The sequence below is a fragment of the Carboxylicivirga linearis genome (assembly GCF_018271995.1).
Taxonomy (GTDB): domain Bacteria; phylum Bacteroidota; class Bacteroidia; order Bacteroidales; family Marinilabiliaceae; genus Carboxylicivirga; species Carboxylicivirga linearis.
On sequence record NZ_JAGUCO010000001.1, the window covers coordinates 653,818 to 676,278 of the forward strand.

Here is a 22,461-nt window from a genome sequence, read left to right on the forward strand (position 1 = left end):
TAAAGTACTTAGTTGCTATGAACTAAGGTGTTGCTTAATTTTCTTAATTAAATCTTCTGGTTGAAATGGTTTACTTATATAATCATCCATGCCAACAGCCATACACTTTTCTTTATCTTCCGGAAATGCATTAGCAGTTACAGCTATAATGGGTGTATGTGTTCCCGTACTCTTTTCAATTTCCCTGATCTTTTGAGTGGCTTTAAAACCATCCATTATAGGCATTTGTACGTCCATTAAAATCAGATCATATTTTGTCTTCCCAAATTTATCCAGTGCTTCTTTACCATTAAAAGCGACTTCAATTTTTTGAACTTCATTTTTAATATAAAGTATAATAATCTGTTGATTTGAGAAATTATCCTCAACCAATAAAATATTAGCATCAGCCATATCAACTTTAGGCTTAAAGAAGTTGCCACTCTGCTTACTAGGCTCAACAATTGAATTGATCGACTGGCTTTTTAAGTTTTCTTTAAAAGTAGCTGTAAATTCAAAAGCAGTATTAACTGAACCTGGGAAAATATCGAGCTGATTACCATCCATCTCAATAATTTTTTGAGTGATCCCCAATTCCAATAGATTTATATACTTATTCGTGTTCAGACGAATTATTTCTTTTGCGTAAAAAGCCTCCTCTTTCAATTCATCTTTCGGTAATGGAATGATTGTATTACTTACAATTCTGAATTTAAGCACCAACTTATTCGGTAGTGTTTCTTTACGCGTAACCTCAATAGTTACTTGTTTCGATTCCGATTTATTGTACTTGAGAATGCTATTTAAAAGATTCAGGAAAATTTGCTTTACTTTAATGCTGTTGCCAATTACACTATTTGGAATATCGGCAGAAAGAGAAAGGTCAAACTGTTTTTTATCGTTTTCTTCCTGAAATAATTTAATTGTATTATTGATGGTTGCATAAAGGTTAAAACTAATTTCTTCATCAGGTATTTGACTAAAATTAGTAGTAGTGGCAGCTACCATGCTGTTGACCACATTAACCAAATTATTTGACGATGCGTGAATAGTATTTATATAATCACGCTGATCATCGCTGAGATTAGTTTTTTCAAGGATATCAATAATTCCCGTAATATTGCTTAAAGGAGTTCTAATTTGATGCGAAAGCTTCGAAATTAATTCCTCCTGTGTCTTATTAAAGTTCTGAGAATTCAACATTCTCAATTCCTTGTTTAAAATTACTTCAGAAAAGGTATGATAGGTGGCATATGTAATTAATATCATCGCCAACAGAATGCTTGAATATATTATTTTTTCGGGCAAGGTATATTTATAAACCAGCGGGAGTATTGTGCTTAGTCCGAATAAATAGCCAGCAACTATTATAAGAAAAGTTAATGATATAATAGTGCCTTTGTTTTTACCAAACAGAGAGAATAAAAAAACAGGTAAGAGTACGAGCCAAACAATTCCTAATCCGGTACTTCCACCAAAAATGATAAGGTATAAAAATATAAGCAGGGCAAAAAAGGCAAATGAATTTCTCACTCCTACAGAATGAGCTCTTCGACCCAGATATAAGAAGTGAAAACCAAATATCAAACTGAAAATAAGCAACGGAATAGCATAAAAAGTCTGATCTGTAAGTAAGGTGTATATTCCGTCAATAAAAACCACCAAAAATAAAATAAAATAAACCAGATTGCGCATTAATATAGGAGATTGTTCTTCCATATCAATTTTATCGTCTCGGTCGAATATTAAAGAGGATAGTAATTTATTTAATAATGTCATTTTTATGCTGTATGTTGTATGGTCTTATATATAAAAACTTTAGTGGCAAGGTTGTTCATTCTCTTTATTTGAGTTTATAAAAAACAATCTTTAGCCCTAACAAATGTATTTAATTGTTGCATATTAAGAAATTAAATCTTAAAAATTAAAAGCAGTTTTCCAGCCTGAAATATTTCACGGTCCATCTATTATTTTAGATAACTTTGTGTGTAACTTACAGGCCGTTTTTGCAGTAGATTATAAAATACTCAAATTACTAAAGATATTAATAATGAAAAGGATTACATTATTTGTTTTGATGGTTACTTCGGTTTTTACCGGTGCCTTCTCTAAAGACCATTTGCCAAGTGAACAAGACTATAAAGCTTTTTTAAAAAGTAAAACACTGGTAGTGATGGATACAAATCCAATGAGCGACTTTAATTTTAAAATTAAAGAAGTGATGGAAGATGTGTGGACCGTAACGGATTATGACTTTATATCTCAACAAGAATTTGAAGATAAAAAAGGTGATCCATCTTATTCTTTTTTGTTATCAACAACGGTAACTTTCTCAATGGATAAAACAAAGGCCCGCTATACATTTCTTAGTTTGCTGATGGGGAAATCCGAAACGGAAGTACGTGATTTACCTGATTTATGCTCCATTCCATTATCTTATTTAAGAGTGGAAGATGATAGCTATGCTTATAAGATGGAAGCTTTTGTGCGTTTTATACAGGATCATGTTAATTTAATGATAGCCCAGCCTGATTTAATTAAGGCAAATGTTTTTAAATATTACAATAAGAACATTAAGAGTTTAAAAGATAAAACACTTTATCTTGTTAAAGATGATTTAGCTTCCAATGTTAATACCTTATCTAAAATAAACAACCTTTATCCATATGATGTAAAATTGGTAACGCAGGAGGAGGTGGAACAAGCACTGAAAAGAAAAGATCCAAATATTGTAATTTTGCACAAAGTAGGTCCTGAAGGAACCAAGTACAAGGCGCGCTGCTATAAGATATTGGTAGGAGCGGCTGATTCGCGTTTCTATTATTTTGATTACCATATGATTAATAAAAAGAAGCCTGATGGCCTATTGGATAGAGACTTGAAACAAATGGGGTCGAGATAAATAAATCATTAAAATAATGTCAGACGATAAGAAAATCATTTTTAGTATGGTGGGAGTTAGTAAAACATTCCCACCACAAAAAAAAGTTTTAAATAATATTTACCTGTCTTTCTTTTACGGAGCCAAAATTGGTATTATCGGATTAAATGGTTCAGGTAAATCAACTCTTTTGAAAATTATTGCAGGGGTTGAAAAAAATTATGAAGGAGAAGTGGTCTTCTCGCCAGGATATTCGGTTGGGTATCTTGAACAGGAGCCTCAATTGGATGAGAATAAAACGGTAAAAGAAGTTGTTCAGGAAGGAGTTCAGGAAATTGTAGATGTTTTGAAGGCATACGAAGCGGTGAACGAACGATTTGCCGATCCTGAGGTGCTAGAAGATCCGGATAAGATGCAATCTTTGATGGATGAACAAGCTTCGTTACAAGAAAAAATCGATCATTTTGATGCCTGGAATCTGGACAGTAAGTTAGATCGAGCAATGGATGCACTTCGTTGCCCACCGGAAGATCAGAAGATTGGAGTATTATCAGGAGGAGAAAGACGTCGGGTGGCCTTATGCAGATTGTTGTTGCAAGAACCTGATATTTTATTGCTTGATGAGCCAACTAACCATTTAGATGCAGAGTCGGTACAGTGGTTAGAGCAACATTTACAGCAATATAAAGGAACAGTTATTGGTATCACTCACGATCGTTACTTTCTGGATAATGTGGCGGGTTGGATTCTTGAATTAGACCGTGGAGAAGGTATTCCATGGCAAGGAAATTATTCATCTTGGCTTGATCAGAAAACAAAGCGTTTAGCAAATGAAGAAAAGCAAGCTTCAAAGCGAAGAAAGACGTTAGAGAGAGAGCTTGAGTGGGTGCGTATGACTCCTAAAGCTCGCCAGGCAAAGAGTAAGGCTCGTTTAGATGCTTATGATAGCCTTCTTAAAGAAGATGTTAAAGAGAAAGAGCAGAAGTTGGAGATCTTCATTCCAAACGGACCTCGCTTGGGAGATAAAGTAATAAATGCCCAAAGTGTGGCTAAGGGATTTGGCGATCGTCTGCTATTCGAAGGTTTAGATTTTAATTTGCCCAAAAATGGTATTGTTGGAGTAATTGGTCCCAATGGTGCGGGTAAAACTACATTGTTCCGTTTGATAATGGGATTGGAAACGGCTGATGAAGGAACTTTTGAAGTTGGTGAAACCGTTAAGACAAGTTATGTCGATCAATCGCATGATGATATTGTTCCTGGTAAGACTGTATATGAGGTGATTTCTAAAGGCGAAGAAACCATAAAAATGGGAGGTAAGGAGTTAAATGCCAGAGCATATTTGTCGCGTTTTAATTTCTCAGGAACAGATCAGCAAAAGAAATGTGAGGTTTTATCTGGAGGGGAAAGAAATAGACTGCATTTGGCAATGGCTCTTAAAGAAGAGGGTAATGTTTTATTACTTGATGAGCCAACCAATGATATTGATGTAAACACTTTAAGAGCTCTTGAAGAAGGTTTAGAAGACTTTGCCGGATGTGCGGTAGTTATTTCCCATGACCGTTGGTTCCTCGATCGTGTGGCTACACATATTATGGCCTTTGAGGGTGATTCAAAAATTCACTTCTTCGAAGGATCTTATACAGAGTATGAAGAAAATAAAAAGAGAAGGTTGGGAGATGTAACTCCACATCGTATTAAATATAAGAAACTGATGAAAGATTAATTCATCTGAATCAAGGGGTTACTCATCGTAGTAACTCCTTTTTGTTTATTGCTATCTTTCAAATTAAGTTCCTTGTGAATGTAGTACATGGGTACGGTTCCCTTACCTTTTACTTTTCTGGCCGATCGGGCAATGGTATGGTAATTAGTACTGACTTTTTTTTGAATCGACTCAGAAATATTTATTTGCATGGGTTCGCAACTAGCTTGCATGCGGGCAGCCATATTTACGGTTTCTCCAAAAATGTCAAATGATAAATTGGTAGTGCTGACTGAGCTACATATGACGTCACCGCTATAAAGCCCAATTTTTATTTCCCATTTAATTTGATTGGTCTTATTTCTTTCAATTATAGCTTCTCGTATTTTAACCGCGGCCTGCACAGCACGTAATTCTACATTATCAGTTTGATGGAACATTCCACAAACGGCCATATAAGCATCTCCAATAGTTTTTATGCGTGTACAACTTTCAGATTCAATGACATTATCGAATTCTTTAAAAGTATCTTGTAGTTCACGCAGTAATGTACCATGTGACATCTTACCTGATTTAGAGGTAAAATCGACCATGTCAACAAACATAACTACTGTATTACGATAACACTTGGGTGGTATCGAACCGTATTGTTTAATTTGTTTTAAAATAGGGTCCGGAAGAATGGAGCGAAGTATCGTGTCGTTTATATGATTGGATAAAATGAGTTGATTTCGTTGTTGTTTAAGTTCTTTAATTTGAGCAGAAAGGTTAAGCGCTGATTGTATACGAGTCAATAAGTATGATGGATCAATAGGCTTTTTTACAAAGTATATTACCCCGGCTTCAAAAGCATTTTTAATATCCTCTGGCGAGTCAGCAGCAGAAAGCAGTATAATAGGAATATCAAGTGTTAATTCATTACTTTTAAGTTTGGAAACTGCCTCTATACCGGACATAACTGGCATTTCGCAATCCATTAAAATTAAATCGGGCATATGTCGAATGGCCTGTTTACAAGCTTCCCTGCCATCAGATGCTGTTTCTATTTCAGCATTTTCATAGCTATCACGAACCAAATTACTTAAAAAAGCAATTATGGTAGGAGAGTCATCTACAATTAATATCTTCTTAACCATTCGTTAATAAATCTGTTGCGAAAGTTATTCATGTGTACGCAAATACAAGCTATATATTTACGTATCTTTTGTAGAAGGTGCTTATGTATTGATGAAGCTTTCTATTTTTACTGTGTATTTTTTAACTCAATGACTAACGTATGATTATTAATGACCAATTACTGAAGCCTGTTATTCTTGAATCAAAGAATAATGACAGAAGAAGAAAGAATTATAATTTTCATAAAGAAATGGAGGATCCATTGCAAAGAATGATAAACGTATTGCAGCCCGATAGCTATGTGCAGCCTCATAAACATGAAAATCCAGATAAGCGCGAGGCCTTTATTATTCTGAAAGGACGTTTATTAGTAATTATTTTTAGCGCAGAAGGAGAGATTACTGAATCTGCTATTCTTGACCATTCATTGGGAAATTATGGATACGATATTGATGCCGGTGTATTTCACTCTATTATAGCTTTAGAAGCGGATACAGTTGTTTATGAGGTAAAAGATGGACCATATTTTCCGTTAGATGATAAAAACTTTGCAACCTGGGCACCCAAAGAGGGTGATATGGATGCACTTTCTTATAACGAAAAACTGAAAAAGTTACTTTTATAAAATGCCTGTTTTTATTGGTAAGGCATGGAAGAAAAAAACGCGCTTATGTTTTAACCAAAACATAAGCACGTTTTTTTAAATCATAGTTACGTTTTTTAAAAACGTAAGCATGTTTTTTTCAAAGCTTAATATGTCTTATTTAGGTTCCCAAAAACAACGCTTTGGCGAAACTATTTTCTCTTCTTCTTTTAATGTTTTCATGGCTTTGTCTACTTCTTTCTTGTCTAATCCACTTAGTTCTGCAATTTCACCTGCTTTTAAGGGTTTGGCTGCTTTCTTCATTGCGTCCAGTACTTTGTCTGTTGTTTCCATTTTATAGAATTTAAGTTTGTTATATTATTGCTTCATATCCGACAAATGAATTTGATAGCAATAATATCCATTTGCTAACAGTTATTACTTTTATTGGTTTAAACACGCATCTGAAATTTTAGATAAAATTTGTGAGGACTATTGGTCAAAGGAACTTTTTAGATCAGATTCTTTTAATGCGTAATTAACTAAACCTGCATTAGACTTAATACCAAGTTTTTTATGAATGTTTTTGCGATGAGTGTCAATGGTGAATTTGCTAATTTTTAGTTGCTGGGCAATTTCCAGAGTACTTCTTCCTTTTGCAATTAGCTCAAGTATTTCGTTCTCGCGTTTGGTAAGCTTCCCAAGCTCAGCATTCACTCTTTGTTTCTTCCAATCTTCAACGTTTAAAGGTAGTTTTTTACTAAAGTAATATTCGCCGCGAATAACAGTTTTTATGGCAGTCAGGAGCTCATTTCGTTCGACATTCTTAGTAATATAGCCTTTTGCTCCTGCATCCAGCATTTCAATAACATCAGCACTCTGATCATACATTGACAAAGCTAGAATAGGTATCTCAGGAAAATCTTTAGATAAAGCTCTGGTAGCGGAGACGCCATCTATAACAGGCATTCTAATATCTGTAATGATAAGATTCGGCGTTAATCCATTTTCGAGATGTTTTATTAATTCAAATCCATTGCACGCTTCTGCAATAACGGTAATGTTGTTGACAGGGGCTAGTATCGATTTTATGCCATCTATAAATAACTGATGATCGTCGGCAATGATAACTTTTATACTCATAAAGGCACCTTTAATATTACTGTAGTTCCATTGTTTTTAGCAGAGTCAATATTAAACTGACCGTTTAGTTTATCAATCCGCTTTTCGATATTTGTAAGACCATATCCTATTTTTATTTCTTTAATATCGAATCCTGTTCCGTTATCTTCCAGTATTAAAACCAGCTGATTTTCGTCGATAGAGAATTGAATAATGCATTCTGATGCTTTGGCATGCTTGATGACGTTCGTTAGTAGTTCCTGAATTATTCTGAAGAGCTGAATTTCAATGGTTGAATTAATATTTATTTTATCATCAACATCTACATTAATAACTTCAATTTGCAATTGATTGCTTTCTGAAATCTGGTTTGCAATTGTTTGAGTTGCAGTGATCAGCCCCTTGGCAATTAATGCATTAGTATTTTTGTTGTGCGCAATTTTTCTGATTTCCTGATAAGTATCCTCAGATAAAGATTGCAGGTGGTCAAGTTCGGGTTTTATCTGGTCAATACTCTCATCAGGCAAGGCTTTTATACCCTCGATGTATAATTTAAGAGTGGCAATTTTACTTCCCAGATTATCATGAAGATCGTTGGCAATTCGGCTCCTTTCTTTTTCCTGTGCGTCAATAATGGCATCAATACCTTGAAGTTCTTGTCTTTTGAGAATTTGTTCTACTTCCTGTTCTTTAATTTTAAACTCCTGTTTGATGAGTAACTGCTTGCGTTTAGTCCATATTTGGTGGATGTATCCAAAGAGCAAAGAAACAATGAGCAAGGCAAGTACAATAAACAAAAAAATACGATTTCGGTTTCGCGCTATGTCAATCTCTAGATTGGTTACCTGAAGTTCAGACAGCTCGCGTTTTGCTTTTTGAGTTTCGTACTTGGTTTGAATTTCATTGAATACTTTCTGGTCATGAGCATTCATTAAACTATCGTTGAGAGTTCTTGAGAGTTCGGCATAGTTCAGTGCTTTTGCAAATTGATTTAATCCTTTATAACATTTTGCGATTTGGTCGTAAGCAAAAACCAGTTGTGTACCATTTACTTTCTCAGCTACCTGATTGTAATAGTGTAAGGCTTTCGTGAATTCTTTATTTTTTAAATGAATATATCCCAGATTTCCTAGGGTAACTTCCAAGCCTGTTACCAAGTTTAATTGCTTTTTTAAAGCAATGGTTTTATTCAAATAGTATTTAGCTTTTTCAGGATCTTTATCCAGGTAAATACTTCCCAAATTATTATAAATGATTGAAAGCGATCGTGTATTATCTTGCTTTTTAGCTAGTTCTTCGGCTTCCAAATTATATTTAATGGCAGTAACCGTATCGCCAACTTTATAATATTGCGCAGCAAGATTCGGTAAAGTTATGAGTTGATATTGAGTCAGGTTATTTGTTTTGAAAATGCTCAAAGCTTTATTGCTAAATTCAATAGCCTTATCATATTTTCCAAGCTCTGCCATTGCGCTGGCAATATTGCTGTAACATTTGGCAGCATTCAGGTCATCCTCTACTTCTTCGAAATACGTAGCACTTTCAGTTAATATTTCAATAGTCAGGTTGTAATTGCCTTGTCGCAAATAAATAGCACCCAAACTAATATCTACAATAGAAGCACGCTCTGTGTTCCCAATATTCGTTAGTAGGTCTTTTGTTTTTTCAAAATAATAGATGGCTGAATCAAGTTGCGTTCGATAAAAATAATTGCGTCCAAGCTGATTATATGTTTCGGCAAGAATCGAATCGTTTGATTGATAGTGTAAAGCTTCCAGAGCATGTTTTTTCCCAAGATTTAAGTCAATTCGCTCATAAAGTTTTGATAGATGTAGGTTGGTTTGGGCTAGATCATAGTCGTTTGTACAATTCTTGAGTTTTGATTGTAAACTGTCTATTTCGGCATTATTAGCATAAATAAATAAGGGGATAAAAGCAAGGAATACAAACGATAGTGTTATTCTTAAAGAGTAAAACGGAATTAATTTAAGAGAATGGACAAACATAAAGTGATCTTGAGGTTTTGGTTTCATAGATTGTCCTTTTATTCAAATGTAAGGATTTATAAATGGGTATTCAAGTTGTTGCTGATTAGGAAGTAATGCAACCGCGTTGACGTAATTTGTTAGTGCAACGCGGTTGCTATTTAACCCTATCCTTATTAATTCTATTCGACAATTATTTTTTTAGAAAACGATCCCTTTGTAGTTGTCACTCTTACAATGTATAGACCTTTTCCATAGTCTGATAGGTTTATGTGATCTTGGTTCTCGCTAATGTTGAAAATGTTTATAACCGATCCGTTGAGATTCATTAATTCTACATTTTTGATTCCTTCAGCTTTGATAAACAGGTCTCCTTTAGTTGGGTTTGGATAGATTAGTGTACCTGTACCTGAGGATGTTTCAATATTAGTAGTGATTGAAAATACAGCTGTAAGATTTAAGTTGGATGTTACATTTTGAATGGTAAGTGGATTTTCGGTTGAATATGAAGTGCCGTCTTCAGCTTGCCATTCTATAAATTCACTTGAAGCATCAGGTATAGCTTCAACAGTTGATGCGTTATCGGCACGTTGCACAATCTGAATTGTTTCTCCATTTATGCTTCCGTTTCCATCAGCTACGAAGTTTAAATTATAACCAAATTGCCATTGGAGGTATGGTCGTGGGTTAGCATCATATTCAGTCACAGTTTTAATCACCCATATTTCATCAAAATCCCACCCGGGAAAATTATCAGCATCGGAAAACATTGAGGTTTCATAACCTGATGCTGTCTGGGAATTTTCGTCGATTGCTATTGCATTTGTTTGGCCTGTTGTTTCGGTATCAAAATAACAATTCGTTGCTGTTGATGCTCCTTCGTTGGAGCCAATAAAGCCGGCAGTTGTGTAAGTTCCGCTCACATTACCTGTGGCATAACAGTTGGAGATAGATGCAAAAGTGGTTTCGTTTGAGTAATTTCTACCTGCAAAGGCTGCTACCCATTGATAACCATGAACAGAGGCATGTGAGTAACAATCTTCAATAGTGGAAGTCTGGTTCTGAGCAACCAATCCGCCAAATGATTTTGCTCCATAGCCTCCTGTGCTGTTTATGCTGTTAAAAGAGAAACAGTACCTCATAGATGAACTACCTACCAAACTTCCCATTAAGCCACCTGTATAACCGTATCCTGTCTGAATCTCCAGGTTAGTGTAACAATAGGTAACCTCGCTGTATGTGGTTGCCATCCCAATTAATCCTGCTACGGTATTGCCGTTTGCGCCCTGTACTAATCCACCTGTTGCATGACAGTTACTAATAATTGACTGGTTGGCATATCCTACCAGAGTAGCTGTATATTCTTTGCCTTTTACATTGCAGTCTTTCATTCCAACATTAATGATTGAGGCATTTATAATATAACCGAATAAAGCCCGGTAATCGGTATATTGTACATTGCAAGTTAATCCGCTAATCGTATGATTCCGTCCGTTCAGCGAACCAGTGAAGTTGTTTGTTTTATTACCAATGGGCGAGAAACCATTGCTACTGTTCCATGTCGAACTAGCACTGGCATCGATGTTGGAAGTTAAGATAAAATGCTTATCCCAGTCAGCAACTGTTTCAGAAAGTGTTCTAAGTTGATCAAGTGAGGCAATCTGAAAAGGATCATTTTCTGTTCCGTCACCACCATCATATGCTGCGGTGGTATTGTTTTCTGAATATGCAATTGAAAGCATACCGAATAATGCGAGAAGGGTAAAAAGTTTGTTCATAATAAATGGGTTTATAATTAACATAACTCAAATATATTAGGATATTTATGCATAATAAATACCTAATTGTAGGTAGTTGATATTGTCTGGATTATTAAGATTTCAAAAAAATCTAAATACCTTTTCCGCTTAAATATTAAGTTTCGATAAGCTTTAGTATCTTTGCAGCTCAATAAATTACGATAATAACGAAACAAGAATATGGCTCAGAAACCAAGTATACCTAAAGGTACCAGGGATTTTTCGCCTGTGGAGATGGTGAAACGTAACTACATTTTCGATACGGTAAAATCTGTTTTTCAGAAGTATGGATACTTACCTATTGAAACTCCTGCCATGGAAAATCTATCAACCTTATTAGGTAAATATGGTGAAGAAGGAGATAAATTATTATTCAAAATATTGAATTCGGGAGATTATCTAAAAAAAGCCGATGCTGGATTGCTGGCCGAAAAAGCTTCGAATAAGGTGATAACTCAATTGAGCGAAAAAGGACTTCGATATGATTTAACGGTTCCTTTTGCTCGTTACGTTGTTCAGCATCAAAATGAGATCTCTTTTCCTTTTAAGCGTTATCAGATTCAACCTGTTTGGAGAGCCGATCGTCCTCAAAAAGGTCGTTATCGCGAATTTTTTCAGTGCGATGTGGATGTAGTTGGAAGTAATTCCTTGCTGAATGAAGTGGAGTTGATTCAGATTGTTGATGAGGTTTATCAGCTTTTAAACATCAATGTAGTGTTAAAACTGAATAACCGTAAAGTACTTTCTGGTATTGCCGAAATCATCAATGCTTCTGATAAAATTGTTGATATTACCGTTGCCATTGATAAGTTGGATAAAATTGGTTTGGAAAAAGTAAACGAAGAGTTGGCTTCAAAAGGATTATCCGAAGAAGCTATTCAAACCATACAGCCAATCATCATGTTGAGCGGAACCAATAGAGAAAAGGTTGCCAAATTGCGTGAAGTACTAGCTGCTTCTGAGGTTGGATTGAAAGGTGTAGATGAGTTAGAGACTGTTTTGAATTATCTGGATGTTTTAAATCTTGATTTGGAAGTGGAGTTGGATCTGACATTGGCTCGCGGATTGAACTATTATACAGGTGCTATTTTTGAAGTAAAATCTAAAGATGTTGCTATTGGAAGTATTACCGGTGGTGGTCGTTACGATGATTTAACCGGAATTTTCGGTTTGAAAGATGTTTCGGGTGTAGGTATTTCTTTTGGTGCCGATCGTATTTACGATGTAATGAACCAGTTGGAATTATTCCCTAAAGCCGATGGAGCCAAAACACGTGCTATGTTTGTGAATTTTGGAGGTGAGGATGAGTTGTATGCCTTAGGTATCCTTTCGCAAATTCGTAAGGCAGGGATTAACGCTGAATTATTCCCAGATAATGCCAAAATGAAGAAGCAGATGAACTATGCCAACAAAAAAGAAATTCCTTTTGTTGTGCTTTCTGGCGAGGAAGAACGACAAGAAGGTGTAGTGACTTTGAAGAATATGGAAACAGGTGAACAAAGCAAATTGGGTGTTGACGAATTGATAAAAGTCATCAGCATCTAAAAACGAAATTACATACTTTTGCGGATAAGGTATTTATTTACTTTATCCGCTTTTTTATGGGTAGAATTTTAAAAAACAGTAATCTGATTATTAGCTCTTTTGGTGGCGATATTCGTTGCCCTTGATTCAGGTACTTCTTAAATTGCATGTTGAATACCGATAAATATTTTCAACGCAAATCTATCGATTCATTAATATCATTGTATTGTAATTTCACTTATGAGTAAAATATATCAAATTTCAACCAAGCCTTTAACTTTCGAAGTAATCGAAACCATTCTTTCCGAAGGATATCATTTAAAATTGTCTGATGAATCAGTTGAATTGATTCAGACTTGTAAAAAGTATCTTGATGATAAAATAGCCAAAGAAGATGGACCGGTTTATGGTATCAATACTGGTTTTGGTGCCTTGCATAGCATCTCAATTTCCAAAGATGATTTGAGCCGATTGCAAGAGAATCTGGTGAAGAGCCATGCCTGTGGTATTGGTCGCGAAGTGCCACGCGATGTGGTGAAGTTAATGCTGATTCTGAAGATTCATGCTTTAAGCCTGGGTAAATCAGGTGTGCAACTGGCTACTGTTAATCGTTTGATCGATTTCTTTAATAATGATATTTATCCGATTGTGTTTGAACAAGGATCATTGGGAGCATCAGGTGATTTGGCTCCTTTAGCTCACTTGTTTTTGCCATTGATTGGTGAAGGAGATGTGCATTACAATGGCGAAACACGTCCGGCCATTGATGTTTTAAATGAAAAAGGATGGCAACCTATTAAACTGGGGGCTAAAGAAGGTTTGGCTTTATTAAACGGAACTCAGTTTATGAGTTCGCATGCTGTGTATACTTTGTTGAAGGCTTTCCGTCTGTCGAAGTATGCTGATATCATAGCAGCTTTATCATTGGATGCTTTTGACGGACGTATTGAACCTTACTTCCCGCAGTTGCATACTATTCGTCCGCATAAGGGGCAGATGGAGACAGCTCGAAATGTTAAAGCTATTTTGGAAGGAAGTGAGTTAATTACCCGCGATAAAAAACATGTTCAGGATCCGTATTCATTCCGATGTGTGCCTCAGGTGCATGGAGCCATTAAGGATGCGATCAACTATGTGGCTGGAGTGGTATTAACGGAAATTAATTCGGTAACTGATAATCCGATTGTTTTTCCTGAAGATGATATGATTATTTCAGGAGGTAACTTCCATGGTGAGCCTTTGGCTTTGGCAATGGACTTTTTAGGAATTGCCATGAGTGAGATTGGTAGTATCTCTGAGCGTCGTACCTATCGTTTAATTTCTGGAGAACGCGGATTGCCTGAATTTTTGGTTGCCAATCCTGGTTTGAACAGTGGTTTTATGATTCCTCAATATTCGGCAGCATCAATTGTTAGTTTAAATAAGCAAATGGCAACGCCATCTTCGGTTGACAGTATTCCATCTTCCAATGAGCAGGAAGATCATGTGAGTATGGGAGGGAATGCTGCTACTAAAGCATTAAAAATTGCCGACAATGTTGAACGTGTTTTAGCAATGGAATTGTTTAATGCATCGCAGGCAATGGAGTTTCGTCGTCCGGCTAAAACGTCTGAATATCTCGAGAGTTTCTTAGCGCAATATCGCGAGTATGTAACTTTTGTTGAGGAAGATAAAATCATGTATAAAGAAATTCAAAAAAGTGTCGATTTCCTTCAAAACGGAAGGTTTGATGAATTTCATACAGCAGAGAAATAAGAAACAAATTATCCCAATATTTTTAAGGAATGTTCACAATTAAGGGCATTCCTTTTTTATTTTTCTACAGCTCAGGTTTTTTACCTAATGAAAATTGCAGTACTTTTGCGGCTGAATTTTAGCAAAGTAAATTTCATCATATGGCATTACAGTGTGGAATAGTGGGTTTACCAAATGTGGGTAAATCAACCTTATTTAATTGCTTGTCGAATGCAAAAGCTCAATCGGCAAACTTTCCGTTTTGTACAATTGAACCCAATGTGGGTGTTATTACGGTTCCCGACGAACGATTAGTAAAGTTGGAAGAGTTAGTAAAGCCTCAGCGTGTTCAACCAACAACAGTTGAGATTGTAGATATTGCCGGTTTGGTAAAAGGAGCCAGTAAAGGAGAAGGATTAGGTAATAAGTTCCTTGCCAATATTCGTGAAACAGATGCCATTATACACGTACTTCGTTGTTTCAATGATGATAATGTTACGCATGTTGATGGATCGGTTGATCCGGTTCGTGATAAGGAGATTATCGATATGGAGCTTCAATTTAAAGATTTGGAGACCATAGATGCTCGTCTGCAAAAAACAGAAAAAGCTGCTAAGGCTTCTAAAGATCAGGATGCAAAAAAATTAGTAGAGGTTCTTTACAAATACAAAGAAGCATTAGAAAATGGTAAGTCGGCTCGCACAATTGAGTTAACCGAGCACGAAGAAAAAGTTACTAAAGACTTATACTTACTGACAAATAAACCAGTAATGTATGTGTGTAATGTGGATGAAGATTCGGTAATTGACGGGAATGAGCACGTTGAAGCAGTAAAGGAGGCCGTAAAAGATGAGAATGCTGAAATATTGATGATTGCTGCCAAAACAGAATCGGAGATTGCTGAGCTGGAAACTTTTGAAGAGCGTCAGGAGTTTTTAGAAGACATGGGATTGAAAGAATCTGGTGTTGCTAAATTAATTCGATCAGCTTATAACCTTTTAGAGTTACAAACTTATTTTACAGCTGGGGTTAAGGAAGTTAGAGCATGGACTTTTCATAAAGGATATGTGGCCCCACAGGCAGCAGGTGTGATACATACCGATTTTGAAAAAGGTTTTATTCGAGCCGAGGTTATTAAATATGAAGATTTTGTAACATTAGGATCGGAACAAGCATGTAAGGAAAAAGGAAAGATGAGTATTGAAGGAAAAGAATATGTTGTGCAGGATGGTGATATTATGCACTTCCGTTTTAATGTATAATATTGAAAATCATATCTATTTAGAAGGTTCTGCTTAAGTGGGACCTTTTTTGTATATAATATTTTGTAAATACAAATCGAAACCTATACCGGTTAAAAAATGTCAATCTAACGTTAATAACTGTTAAAGCGCGTGCAAATTAGGAAAATGCCGACTATGTTTGTAAGTAAATTATGACCAAAAAAGAATCGAAAAGAATGAAAAAGGAAAGTGATTTAACTCTGAAATTGAAGCGGAAGATCTTCATCTATTCGATAATTGAAGTAGTATTGATCGCCGCGTTATTAGGATTTGTAATGTTTTTGATAATGGTGCTTATGAATTAATCCATGTAAAGGATTAGTCTTTTCTCTGCAATCAGCTTTCCATCCATCCAAGTGTAGAGCCTCCATTCACCTGCTTTATTCTCAAATGGCTCCCACACAGTATCACCAAGAAAAAATTCATACGTATTAGAATTAATGTAGTATTCACCTGTAAATGGTGGTTCCGTTTCTCCTTTGTCATTTTTAAAGGGGGGGTGATCAATTTTAAATTCTAATTTTTTGCCTTTGGCACCTTTAATTTTAAGTACGTAGCCAAATTCTATATCATCTTTAATAGGTATACGATCTGTGATTTCCAGTAGTTTTGGAAGGTCTTTTGACTGACGTTCCCACCGATCGTAAATTCCGTAACTATATAATTCGTGAGTTATTTTCTTTTTTGCCATACTAGTCTTCTAATGAGTATCGGATTTGATCCAACATTAAAGGAATATCTTGCTTTTCGATGCCGTGGTTTAATAAATGAGGAATGTCTTCCTGGAATGTTTCTAAAAACTCTTGAAATGAATGTTTGGGTTGCTTAATGCTTTTTTGATAACTGGCTAATGCTTCTTTTCGGAGCTTTTTACACCAAAGGGTATGACCCAGATTAATTAAATCGTGTTTGTTGGTTTCTGCAACCAATAACTTGTTGTAATACTTCTCAGCCTGATCAAACTTGCCTAAAACAAAAGAACACCAACCAATGGCTCTTCCAACTTTGTGATTACCCGGATCAAGATATTCTACTTTGAAATAGTATTTAAGGGCCTCCTCATATTGTTCCAGTTCAAGGTAACAGTTTCCAATGGATGCTTGTGTTGGAAGATTTTCAGGATCAATATTTTCAGCTTCTTTGTAGTATTGTAATGCTTTTTCCTGGTTTTTCAGATGACGGTAGCAAAGAGCAATTTTCTTTTTATTCCAAACACTTTCGGCTCCAATTAAATCGGCCTGCAGGTACTTGTTCAACGCTTTATCGAATTGATTCAGTTTCTGATAACCAAAGCCAATTTTTTGAATGATATCAACGGCTGTTTTATCTTTCTCGTAAATAGTTGTAAAAATATCATTGGCTTCATCGTAATATTCTTTTTTGAAATAATACTCAGCCAGTTCTCTTAGCGAAGCGTTATCGGTCAATAACGTCTTAAAGAACCACTTATTATGGAAGTCCATCCGTTGGGCAAATATGTCTTCCAGTTGATGACGTTGTGGATGTACTTTTACTAATCGGTATAAATCCTGAATAAACTGATTAGAAGCAATTAATTTGCCTTGGTGTGCTTTTAATGCTTTTTCATCTTTATTGATTTCGGCCATCTGCTCTATTTCTGCCGAAAACATTTGCCCCATTAAGTCTTTTTGCATCGATGGCATATGTGGTATGCTCAGCATTAAAGAGTATTTATCAGAGTTGCATAAAAATCTTGAATCTGATAAATTGTCGAGCAGCGATGAACTTTTAAATACATCACTTTCAGCATCCAGTGCTTTTTTTATTTCGGGATGGGTTGGATAAAATGGCAATAACCAATTGGCAAAAGAATTGAAAAAAGAAAAATGCTTCAGGTGTTTGAAAGTAGATAAGAAAACGTCAGCCCCTTCCATTTGCCATTGGGTTAATTCTTCCATTTTTGAGATGAGATTGGGCGAATCTTTGAAAAAATCTTCCCATTCCGGGTTTTTATCATCAGTTAGATTCTCACTAAGCATGTTCTCCAAATCAAGCTTATCTTTTAATTTGGGTTGCATTTTTACTACCTCAGGTAAAATCTCGTCATGTAACTTCTGCGAAATTCGTTCTGTTTCTCTGGTTCTAATTAATTGAATGATGATACTTTGAATCAGCGTATTCCATTTTTTTTCTTCAACCAACATCGAAAAACGAGAATGTAATTGCGGATTTAATGGTAATCGGGCATCATATTTTGCAAAGGCAATAATTATAGTGGTAATTGCTCTGGAACTGATAACATCATTTTTATGATTGGCCAAATCCATTAATAGATCCATGTATTCAGGAATAAAGGAATTCAAAAGGGCCAGGTTGATGCCACCAACAAGCTGGCTTTTTATGTGCCAAGGATATGTTTCATTAGAGAAAAATTGTCTAAGTTTCTCGATGTCAGATTCCTTTAATTCAGGCGAACTCCATAAGTACTGAAAAAGCCTAAGGCTAATGTGTAGTATTTCCTGATCATTTTCCGCTTCTGAATTAACAATTTTCTGTAATTCAACATTGCTCCAAAGCTGAGTAAATTCCTCCAGTAAACTGCTTAATTGAGTTGTTGCATTATTGCGGCGTAATTCATAAATGAAATCGTTGGAGTACTTTAACATTAGTTTACTATAGGCCCGATCAGCTAGGCTGTAAACATCTTTTACAAGGTGGTTGTATATTTTCTGACGCTCAGGGTCTGTAATTCCTTCAACCGTATAGCGCAGCATATTCTTATAGGTAAATTCCAGATTATAGTGAGTATCAATTAAGTCACCGTCATGTGCATCTTTAACCAGTTCTTCAATCATATCAAGGCTATCCTTAATACGTTTCGAAGCTAGTTTTTTACAAATGGCATTGTGCTTGGTTTTTAATTCGCGCAAATTAATCATCACCTTAATCGTTTTTAGATTCGAACTTCAAAATTACATCAAAACCTGATTCTTTGGAACTCCCGCTCTGTAATCTCACAAATAAAATTCTATTTAATTCATATTCAAGTATGATCATCTCGGGTGTGATCTCATCACCGTCTGTCTCTCCGAAGCCTCGCTGATAGATGACAAACAGATCGTTGGTGACATATTTACCCACTACAAAAGCAGCACTTTGCCAGTTCTCTGTTGCTGTTACCTCAATCATGTCAAGATTAAAACGGGTTCCTAATGTTTTACTCAGCTGTGAAGTTACAGCTTTGGCCAACATGTCGGTACCAATAGAGCCGGCAATTCCATTCTGACCTGAATAAGATAATTCATCCATTGTTTTTCCAAAGATCAAAATACTAACAGCATCGCCTTCAGGAATTGAGACACCGTCAAGAGTAAATGCGATAGATGGTTCAGACAGTTTCTCACTAACTAATAGTTTCAGGTTTCTTTTTTCTTTATCCGGACCCCGATAGGTGTATGTTGCCTGAAAATCAAGGATCGGATCGATTTTTTCTCCACCTTGAAAGGTCAACTGTCCTTCGTTAATGACGAGCTTTTTTCCATATAAAATATAGTGTCCCCGGTTGATACCAACCTCACCATATAATTCAAAATACGGATTACTTTTTTCTATCTCAAGATCTCCCCATATTTCAATACTCATGTCTTCGCTTCTAAGCCAGGTGTTGCGAGGTATCTCCAGTTCTAATCGCCCCTGCAGATTTTTAATGAATAGCGAAGATTCCTCTTCATCTTTCTTTTTTAATTTAATTTGTCTGGTTGAATTGGTAACCGAATCAACAGAACTGGTAGCCTGTACCAATAAAGGTACTTCTCGAGCTGTGTTATTTTCTTCGGTCTCGGTGAAGGCAGGAAGGTAAAATTCAGATCGGAGTACCTTTATCTGACCTCCAAACTTGGCGGTATCATTAATGTCTTGATAAAAGCTTTTGGCATCAATAAGTGCCGAATAGTCGCGATGTTTTATTACGTAAAAGTCCTTGGCATCAGCTTCGAGGGTGGAGCTATGAATGTGACCACTCACAAAGCTTGTATCAAAACTGGCCTCACCTGTAATGGTTAAATATCCTTTATCTCGTTTTACAATAAACGTATCAATAGCAACCTGGTTGCTATCAAAATTTAAGGCTATTTGTGCATTTCTGTAGTCAATACCTATGCTAGGATTACTATAACCCCCATCAATTAAACTAAAGTCGCCATAAAAAAGAGGTTTATTATATGATCCCTTAGCCTGAATATTTGCCTCAATTCTTCCCTGGGCATCCATGTGGGCTATATTTTCTGTTTGGGTGGCAATGTTGAGCGAGTCCAGTTGAAGGAAAGCCTCAAAATAGTCGCTCATTGCGAAGTTGAAACCTGTAGTGTCGAATTTTGCTGTAACAGGTGTTAAAAAGCTTAGCTTAAAGACATTCTTCTGCTGGGGATTGAAAATATTGCTTTCTAAAGTATCATTCTTTAATCCAAGGTCTCCTTTGATATAAGGTAATTGAATTTTATCATATTGTCCGTTTTTAATGTCAAAATAAGATTTTAATTCCGGATTTTGTGGTTCGCCTGTTAGGTTCAGATCAATTGAGAATATACCACCTAATTGTTCATCAATTAGATTATATCGATTGATGGAATTCAGGTCAAAATTATCAATCTGTAAATGGAAATCTTCTGGTTTATTGGCGCCGAAAGATCCTTGTGCTCGTACCGCAAACTGCGGTGATAATTCATCTTTTAAAGCCAGATCCTTGATTGTAATCTCGTTTTTGTAGTATTGAATAAAGTTAAAAGTGTCAGTTGTGTAATAACGAACCTTTGGAGTGTTAATACGAACCTCATTTAGGTTAACTCCTATCGTGTCAGTCAGATGTATTTGTGTTTTAATTTTGGCATCTGTGCTATCTTTTATTGCAAAGATCTCTGCTAATAGGTTGTCTTGACGATAGTTAAGATCTCCATAAATTGAATCTGCCAATATATTACTGTTTTTCAAAGATTGTATTTGAAAGGATGTATTAGCCTGAATTTGTTTTTGAATAAATTGAGCATCAAAAAGAGCATTGACTCTATTGCTTGATATTGAAAAACCATTTAATTCCGACACCTGGATTTGACCATTGGATTGTAAAGAGTCAACACTACCGGTAATAGAGATTTGTCCTGTAGCCTCATCAAACATTAATTCAGGTATGTTGAAGTGTTGTATAAAATGCAATGAGTCAAACGAAAAATCAACTTCGGCATTTAATAGCTTTGACGTTAATTGAAAATCTCCAACGGCATCAACCGTACCGTTCGGAACAAATATCTCACTATGTGATATTTCCAGATGATTGTTTCTCAGTTCGGCCTTAATGTTGGCAGAATCAATGGGGATATTATAGATTGTGCTTGGATAAACTCTTATTATACTTTGTGCATCAATGCTATCTATGTTGAAGTTGCGACCTTCAAGAGAAAGGTAACCATTTGCTATTCCTGCATCTTCAGATATAATTTTGTTTAAGAGTAAACTGTCAATTCTTAAGAGAGCTCTGTATGATGGATGGGTAGTATAGTTGTTCAATTCAATGCTGCCCTCAGCTTTACCTAAGTATGACTGGGCAATTAAATCGGATTGGATGCTGTCGTTATTTTGCCGGGCATTAAATTTGAAAATCTGAAAATGATGGTCTAAATAGCTTGATCCTGTCAGATCTCCGTCTATTTTATTCCATGTTTTATAGTCGAAAAGATGGGAGCCTTTAAGGTTAATGGCTCCGTTTAAAGTGCCATTGGTTTTATTCATTAACCACCAGTTCTCTGGATGTACATTGTCAAAAGTAATATTTGCATTAAAAGGGATATGATTCGTTCTTTGCTTTGAGAAATCTTCCAGATTCAGAAGTTGTGATTGTAATTGTATTTTTTCCCTGTTAATAGATAAATCAACAATCAGGTAAGTTGTATCATTTTGAGTCAGATAATCAATGTCAGCATCAGGAGATGAAGGAACTTGTACCGAAGGAACAAATATCTTTAATTCATCGTTATTGATTGGATTGGCAATGAATTGAGCACTACTGTTATTTATTGAATCATAACTACCTTTTGCCTCAAATAACGAACCCGAGGTTTCTATCCATAAACTGTCGAAACTTAATAATGAACCCGTCTGTTTATAATGACCTTTTATGCTTTTAACAGATAGGTCAGGTTTTGATGATGTTAATTCCAGTTGCTGAAGTTGAATATCCAACATATTTTGTTGGTATAGTAATGAAGCATTCAGGTTAAGATTTTGTATACTATCAGGAATGAGTTTTATCGATGAAGCAGTTGTAAGATTCCAATTCATCAGATGAATTGCATCAATCTGTAAGGTAAAAGAAAATGGAGTGGATGATTTAGTTGTATCGGATGAAGCAGGTATAATATCAGCAACTTTCCATTTACCATTTTCATCTTGCTCAAAGTGTCCGTTTAAGCCAATGATATTAACTGAATTTATATCGATTGTTTTATTGAATAGAGCCCAAAGATTGAACTGCAGATTTATTGAATCAACCTGAGTAATTAAGGTACTATCTGTTTCTTGTCGAAGCTCAACCCCTAATAAATTAATAAAATCATAATAGTTGCTGTTTAATTCCTCAATCGATACGGATGCGTTTAATTGGTTGTTGATTATTTGAATGGCTTGTTTTTTTACAATCTTATCAAACCAGGGGGTTTGAGTAAAAAGCACCAATAATACAAGCAGAGACAACAATAATGCCACCGCATACAGTAAATATTTAATGCTCTTTTTTATCAT

Annotated in this window: 15 protein-coding genes; 6 read left to right on the top strand and 9 right to left on the bottom strand. The window is 35.6% G+C overall.

The genetic code is table 11. The annotated features are described in order from the left end of the window. Positions 1-15: 15 nt before the first annotated feature. The gene (locus tag KEM10_RS02950; RefSeq protein ID WP_244825492.1) at positions 16-1,758 is read right to left on the bottom strand and encodes a response regulator; all 1,743 of its coding nucleotides are present in this window, start codon (positions 1,756-1,758) and stop codon (positions 16-18) included. 271 nt (positions 1,759-2,029) lie between these two features. On the opposite strand from KEM10_RS02950, the gene KEM10_RS02955 reads away from it, so the two are divergent. Both KEM10_RS02955 and ettA read left to right on the top strand, forming a co-directional pair. Next, positions 2,030-2,881, top strand: coding sequence for a hypothetical protein (locus KEM10_RS02955; protein ID WP_212213276.1), 852 nt, complete (start codon positions 2,030-2,032; stop codon positions 2,879-2,881). Positions 2,882-2,897: 16 nt separating this feature from the next. Continuing rightward, entirely contained in the window at positions 2,898-4,586 is a 1,689-nt protein-coding gene (gene ettA, locus KEM10_RS02960; protein WP_212213279.1) for an energy-dependent translational throttle protein EttA, read from the top strand. On the opposite strand, the gene KEM10_RS02965 is transcribed toward ettA, so the two are convergent. Beyond that, on the bottom strand, positions 4,583-5,701 hold the full coding sequence (locus KEM10_RS02965) for an adenylate/guanylate cyclase domain-containing protein (RefSeq protein ID WP_212213282.1): 1,119 nt from the start codon (positions 5,699-5,701) through the stop codon (positions 4,583-4,585). The genes ettA and KEM10_RS02965 overlap by 4 nt on opposite strands. Before the next feature lie 140 nt (positions 5,702-5,841). On the opposite strand from KEM10_RS02965, the gene KEM10_RS02970 reads away from it, so the two are divergent. After that, positions 5,842-6,306 (top strand): WbuC family cupin fold metalloprotein, encoded by a 465-nt coding sequence (locus KEM10_RS02970; RefSeq protein WP_212213285.1) that lies wholly within the window; start codon positions 5,842-5,844, stop codon positions 6,304-6,306. Between the two features lie 135 nt (positions 6,307-6,441). Here the strand turns inward: KEM10_RS02970 and KEM10_RS02975 are convergent, their stop codons facing one another. From KEM10_RS02975 to KEM10_RS02990, 4 genes are all read right to left on the bottom strand, one after another. Further along, positions 6,442-6,618: a transcriptional regulator gene (locus tag KEM10_RS02975; protein WP_212213288.1), complete on the bottom strand. Its 177-nt coding sequence runs from the start codon at positions 6,616-6,618 to the stop codon at positions 6,442-6,444. A 138-nt stretch (positions 6,619-6,756) separates the two neighbouring features. Next, positions 6,757-7,407, bottom strand: a complete 651-nt coding sequence (locus KEM10_RS02980; RefSeq protein ID WP_212213290.1) for a response regulator — start codon at positions 7,405-7,407, stop codon at positions 6,757-6,759. Beyond that, positions 7,404-9,419, bottom strand: a complete 2,016-nt coding sequence (locus tag KEM10_RS02985) for a tetratricopeptide repeat-containing sensor histidine kinase (protein WP_212213293.1) — start codon at positions 9,417-9,419, stop codon at positions 7,404-7,406. The genes KEM10_RS02980 and KEM10_RS02985 overlap by 4 nt, the downstream gene beginning before the upstream one ends. A gap of 134 nt (positions 9,420-9,553) precedes the next feature. Continuing rightward, the gene (locus KEM10_RS02990) at positions 9,554-11,149 is read right to left on the bottom strand and encodes a T9SS type A sorting domain-containing protein (protein WP_212213294.1); all 1,596 of its coding nucleotides are present in this window, start codon (positions 11,147-11,149) and stop codon (positions 9,554-9,556) included. Positions 11,150-11,350: 201 nt separating this feature from the next. Here KEM10_RS02990 and hisS point away from each other — a divergent pair, with 201 nt between their 5' ends. The 3 genes from hisS to ychF all read left to right on the top strand — a co-directional run bounded on the left by hisS (position 11,351) and on the right by ychF (position 15,690). Further along, positions 11,351-12,715, top strand: coding sequence for a histidine--tRNA ligase (gene hisS, locus KEM10_RS02995; RefSeq protein WP_212213296.1), 1,365 nt, complete (start codon positions 11,351-11,353; stop codon positions 12,713-12,715). 219 nt (positions 12,716-12,934) lie between these two features. Further along, positions 12,935-14,449 carry a histidine ammonia-lyase gene (gene hutH, locus KEM10_RS03000; protein ID WP_212213298.1) on the top strand — a complete coding sequence of 505 codons (1,515 nt, stop codon included), beginning with the start codon at positions 12,935-12,937 and terminating at the stop codon, positions 14,447-14,449. 140 nt (positions 14,450-14,589) lie between these two features. Further along, the gene (gene ychF, locus KEM10_RS03005) at positions 14,590-15,690 is read left to right on the top strand and encodes a redox-regulated ATPase YchF (protein ID WP_212213300.1); all 1,101 of its coding nucleotides are present in this window, start codon (positions 14,590-14,592) and stop codon (positions 15,688-15,690) included. 322 nt (positions 15,691-16,012) lie between these two features. Here ychF and KEM10_RS03010 read toward each other — a convergent pair whose 3' ends face one another. The 3 genes from KEM10_RS03010 to KEM10_RS03020 are packed head-to-tail and all read right to left on the bottom strand — an operon-like array spanning position 16,013 to position 22,461. Beyond that, positions 16,013-16,402, bottom strand: coding sequence for a DUF3859 domain-containing protein (locus KEM10_RS03010; RefSeq protein WP_212213302.1), 390 nt, complete (start codon positions 16,400-16,402; stop codon positions 16,013-16,015). A 1-nt stretch (position 16,403) separates the two neighbouring features. Beyond that, complete coding sequence (locus tag KEM10_RS03015; RefSeq protein ID WP_244825519.1) at positions 16,404-18,611, bottom strand: tetratricopeptide repeat protein; 2,208 nt, start codon at positions 18,609-18,611, stop codon at positions 16,404-16,406. Positions 18,612-18,615: 4 nt separating this feature from the next. Beyond that, entirely contained in the window at positions 18,616-22,461 is a 3,846-nt protein-coding gene (locus tag KEM10_RS03020) for a translocation/assembly module TamB domain-containing protein (protein ID WP_212213307.1), read from the bottom strand.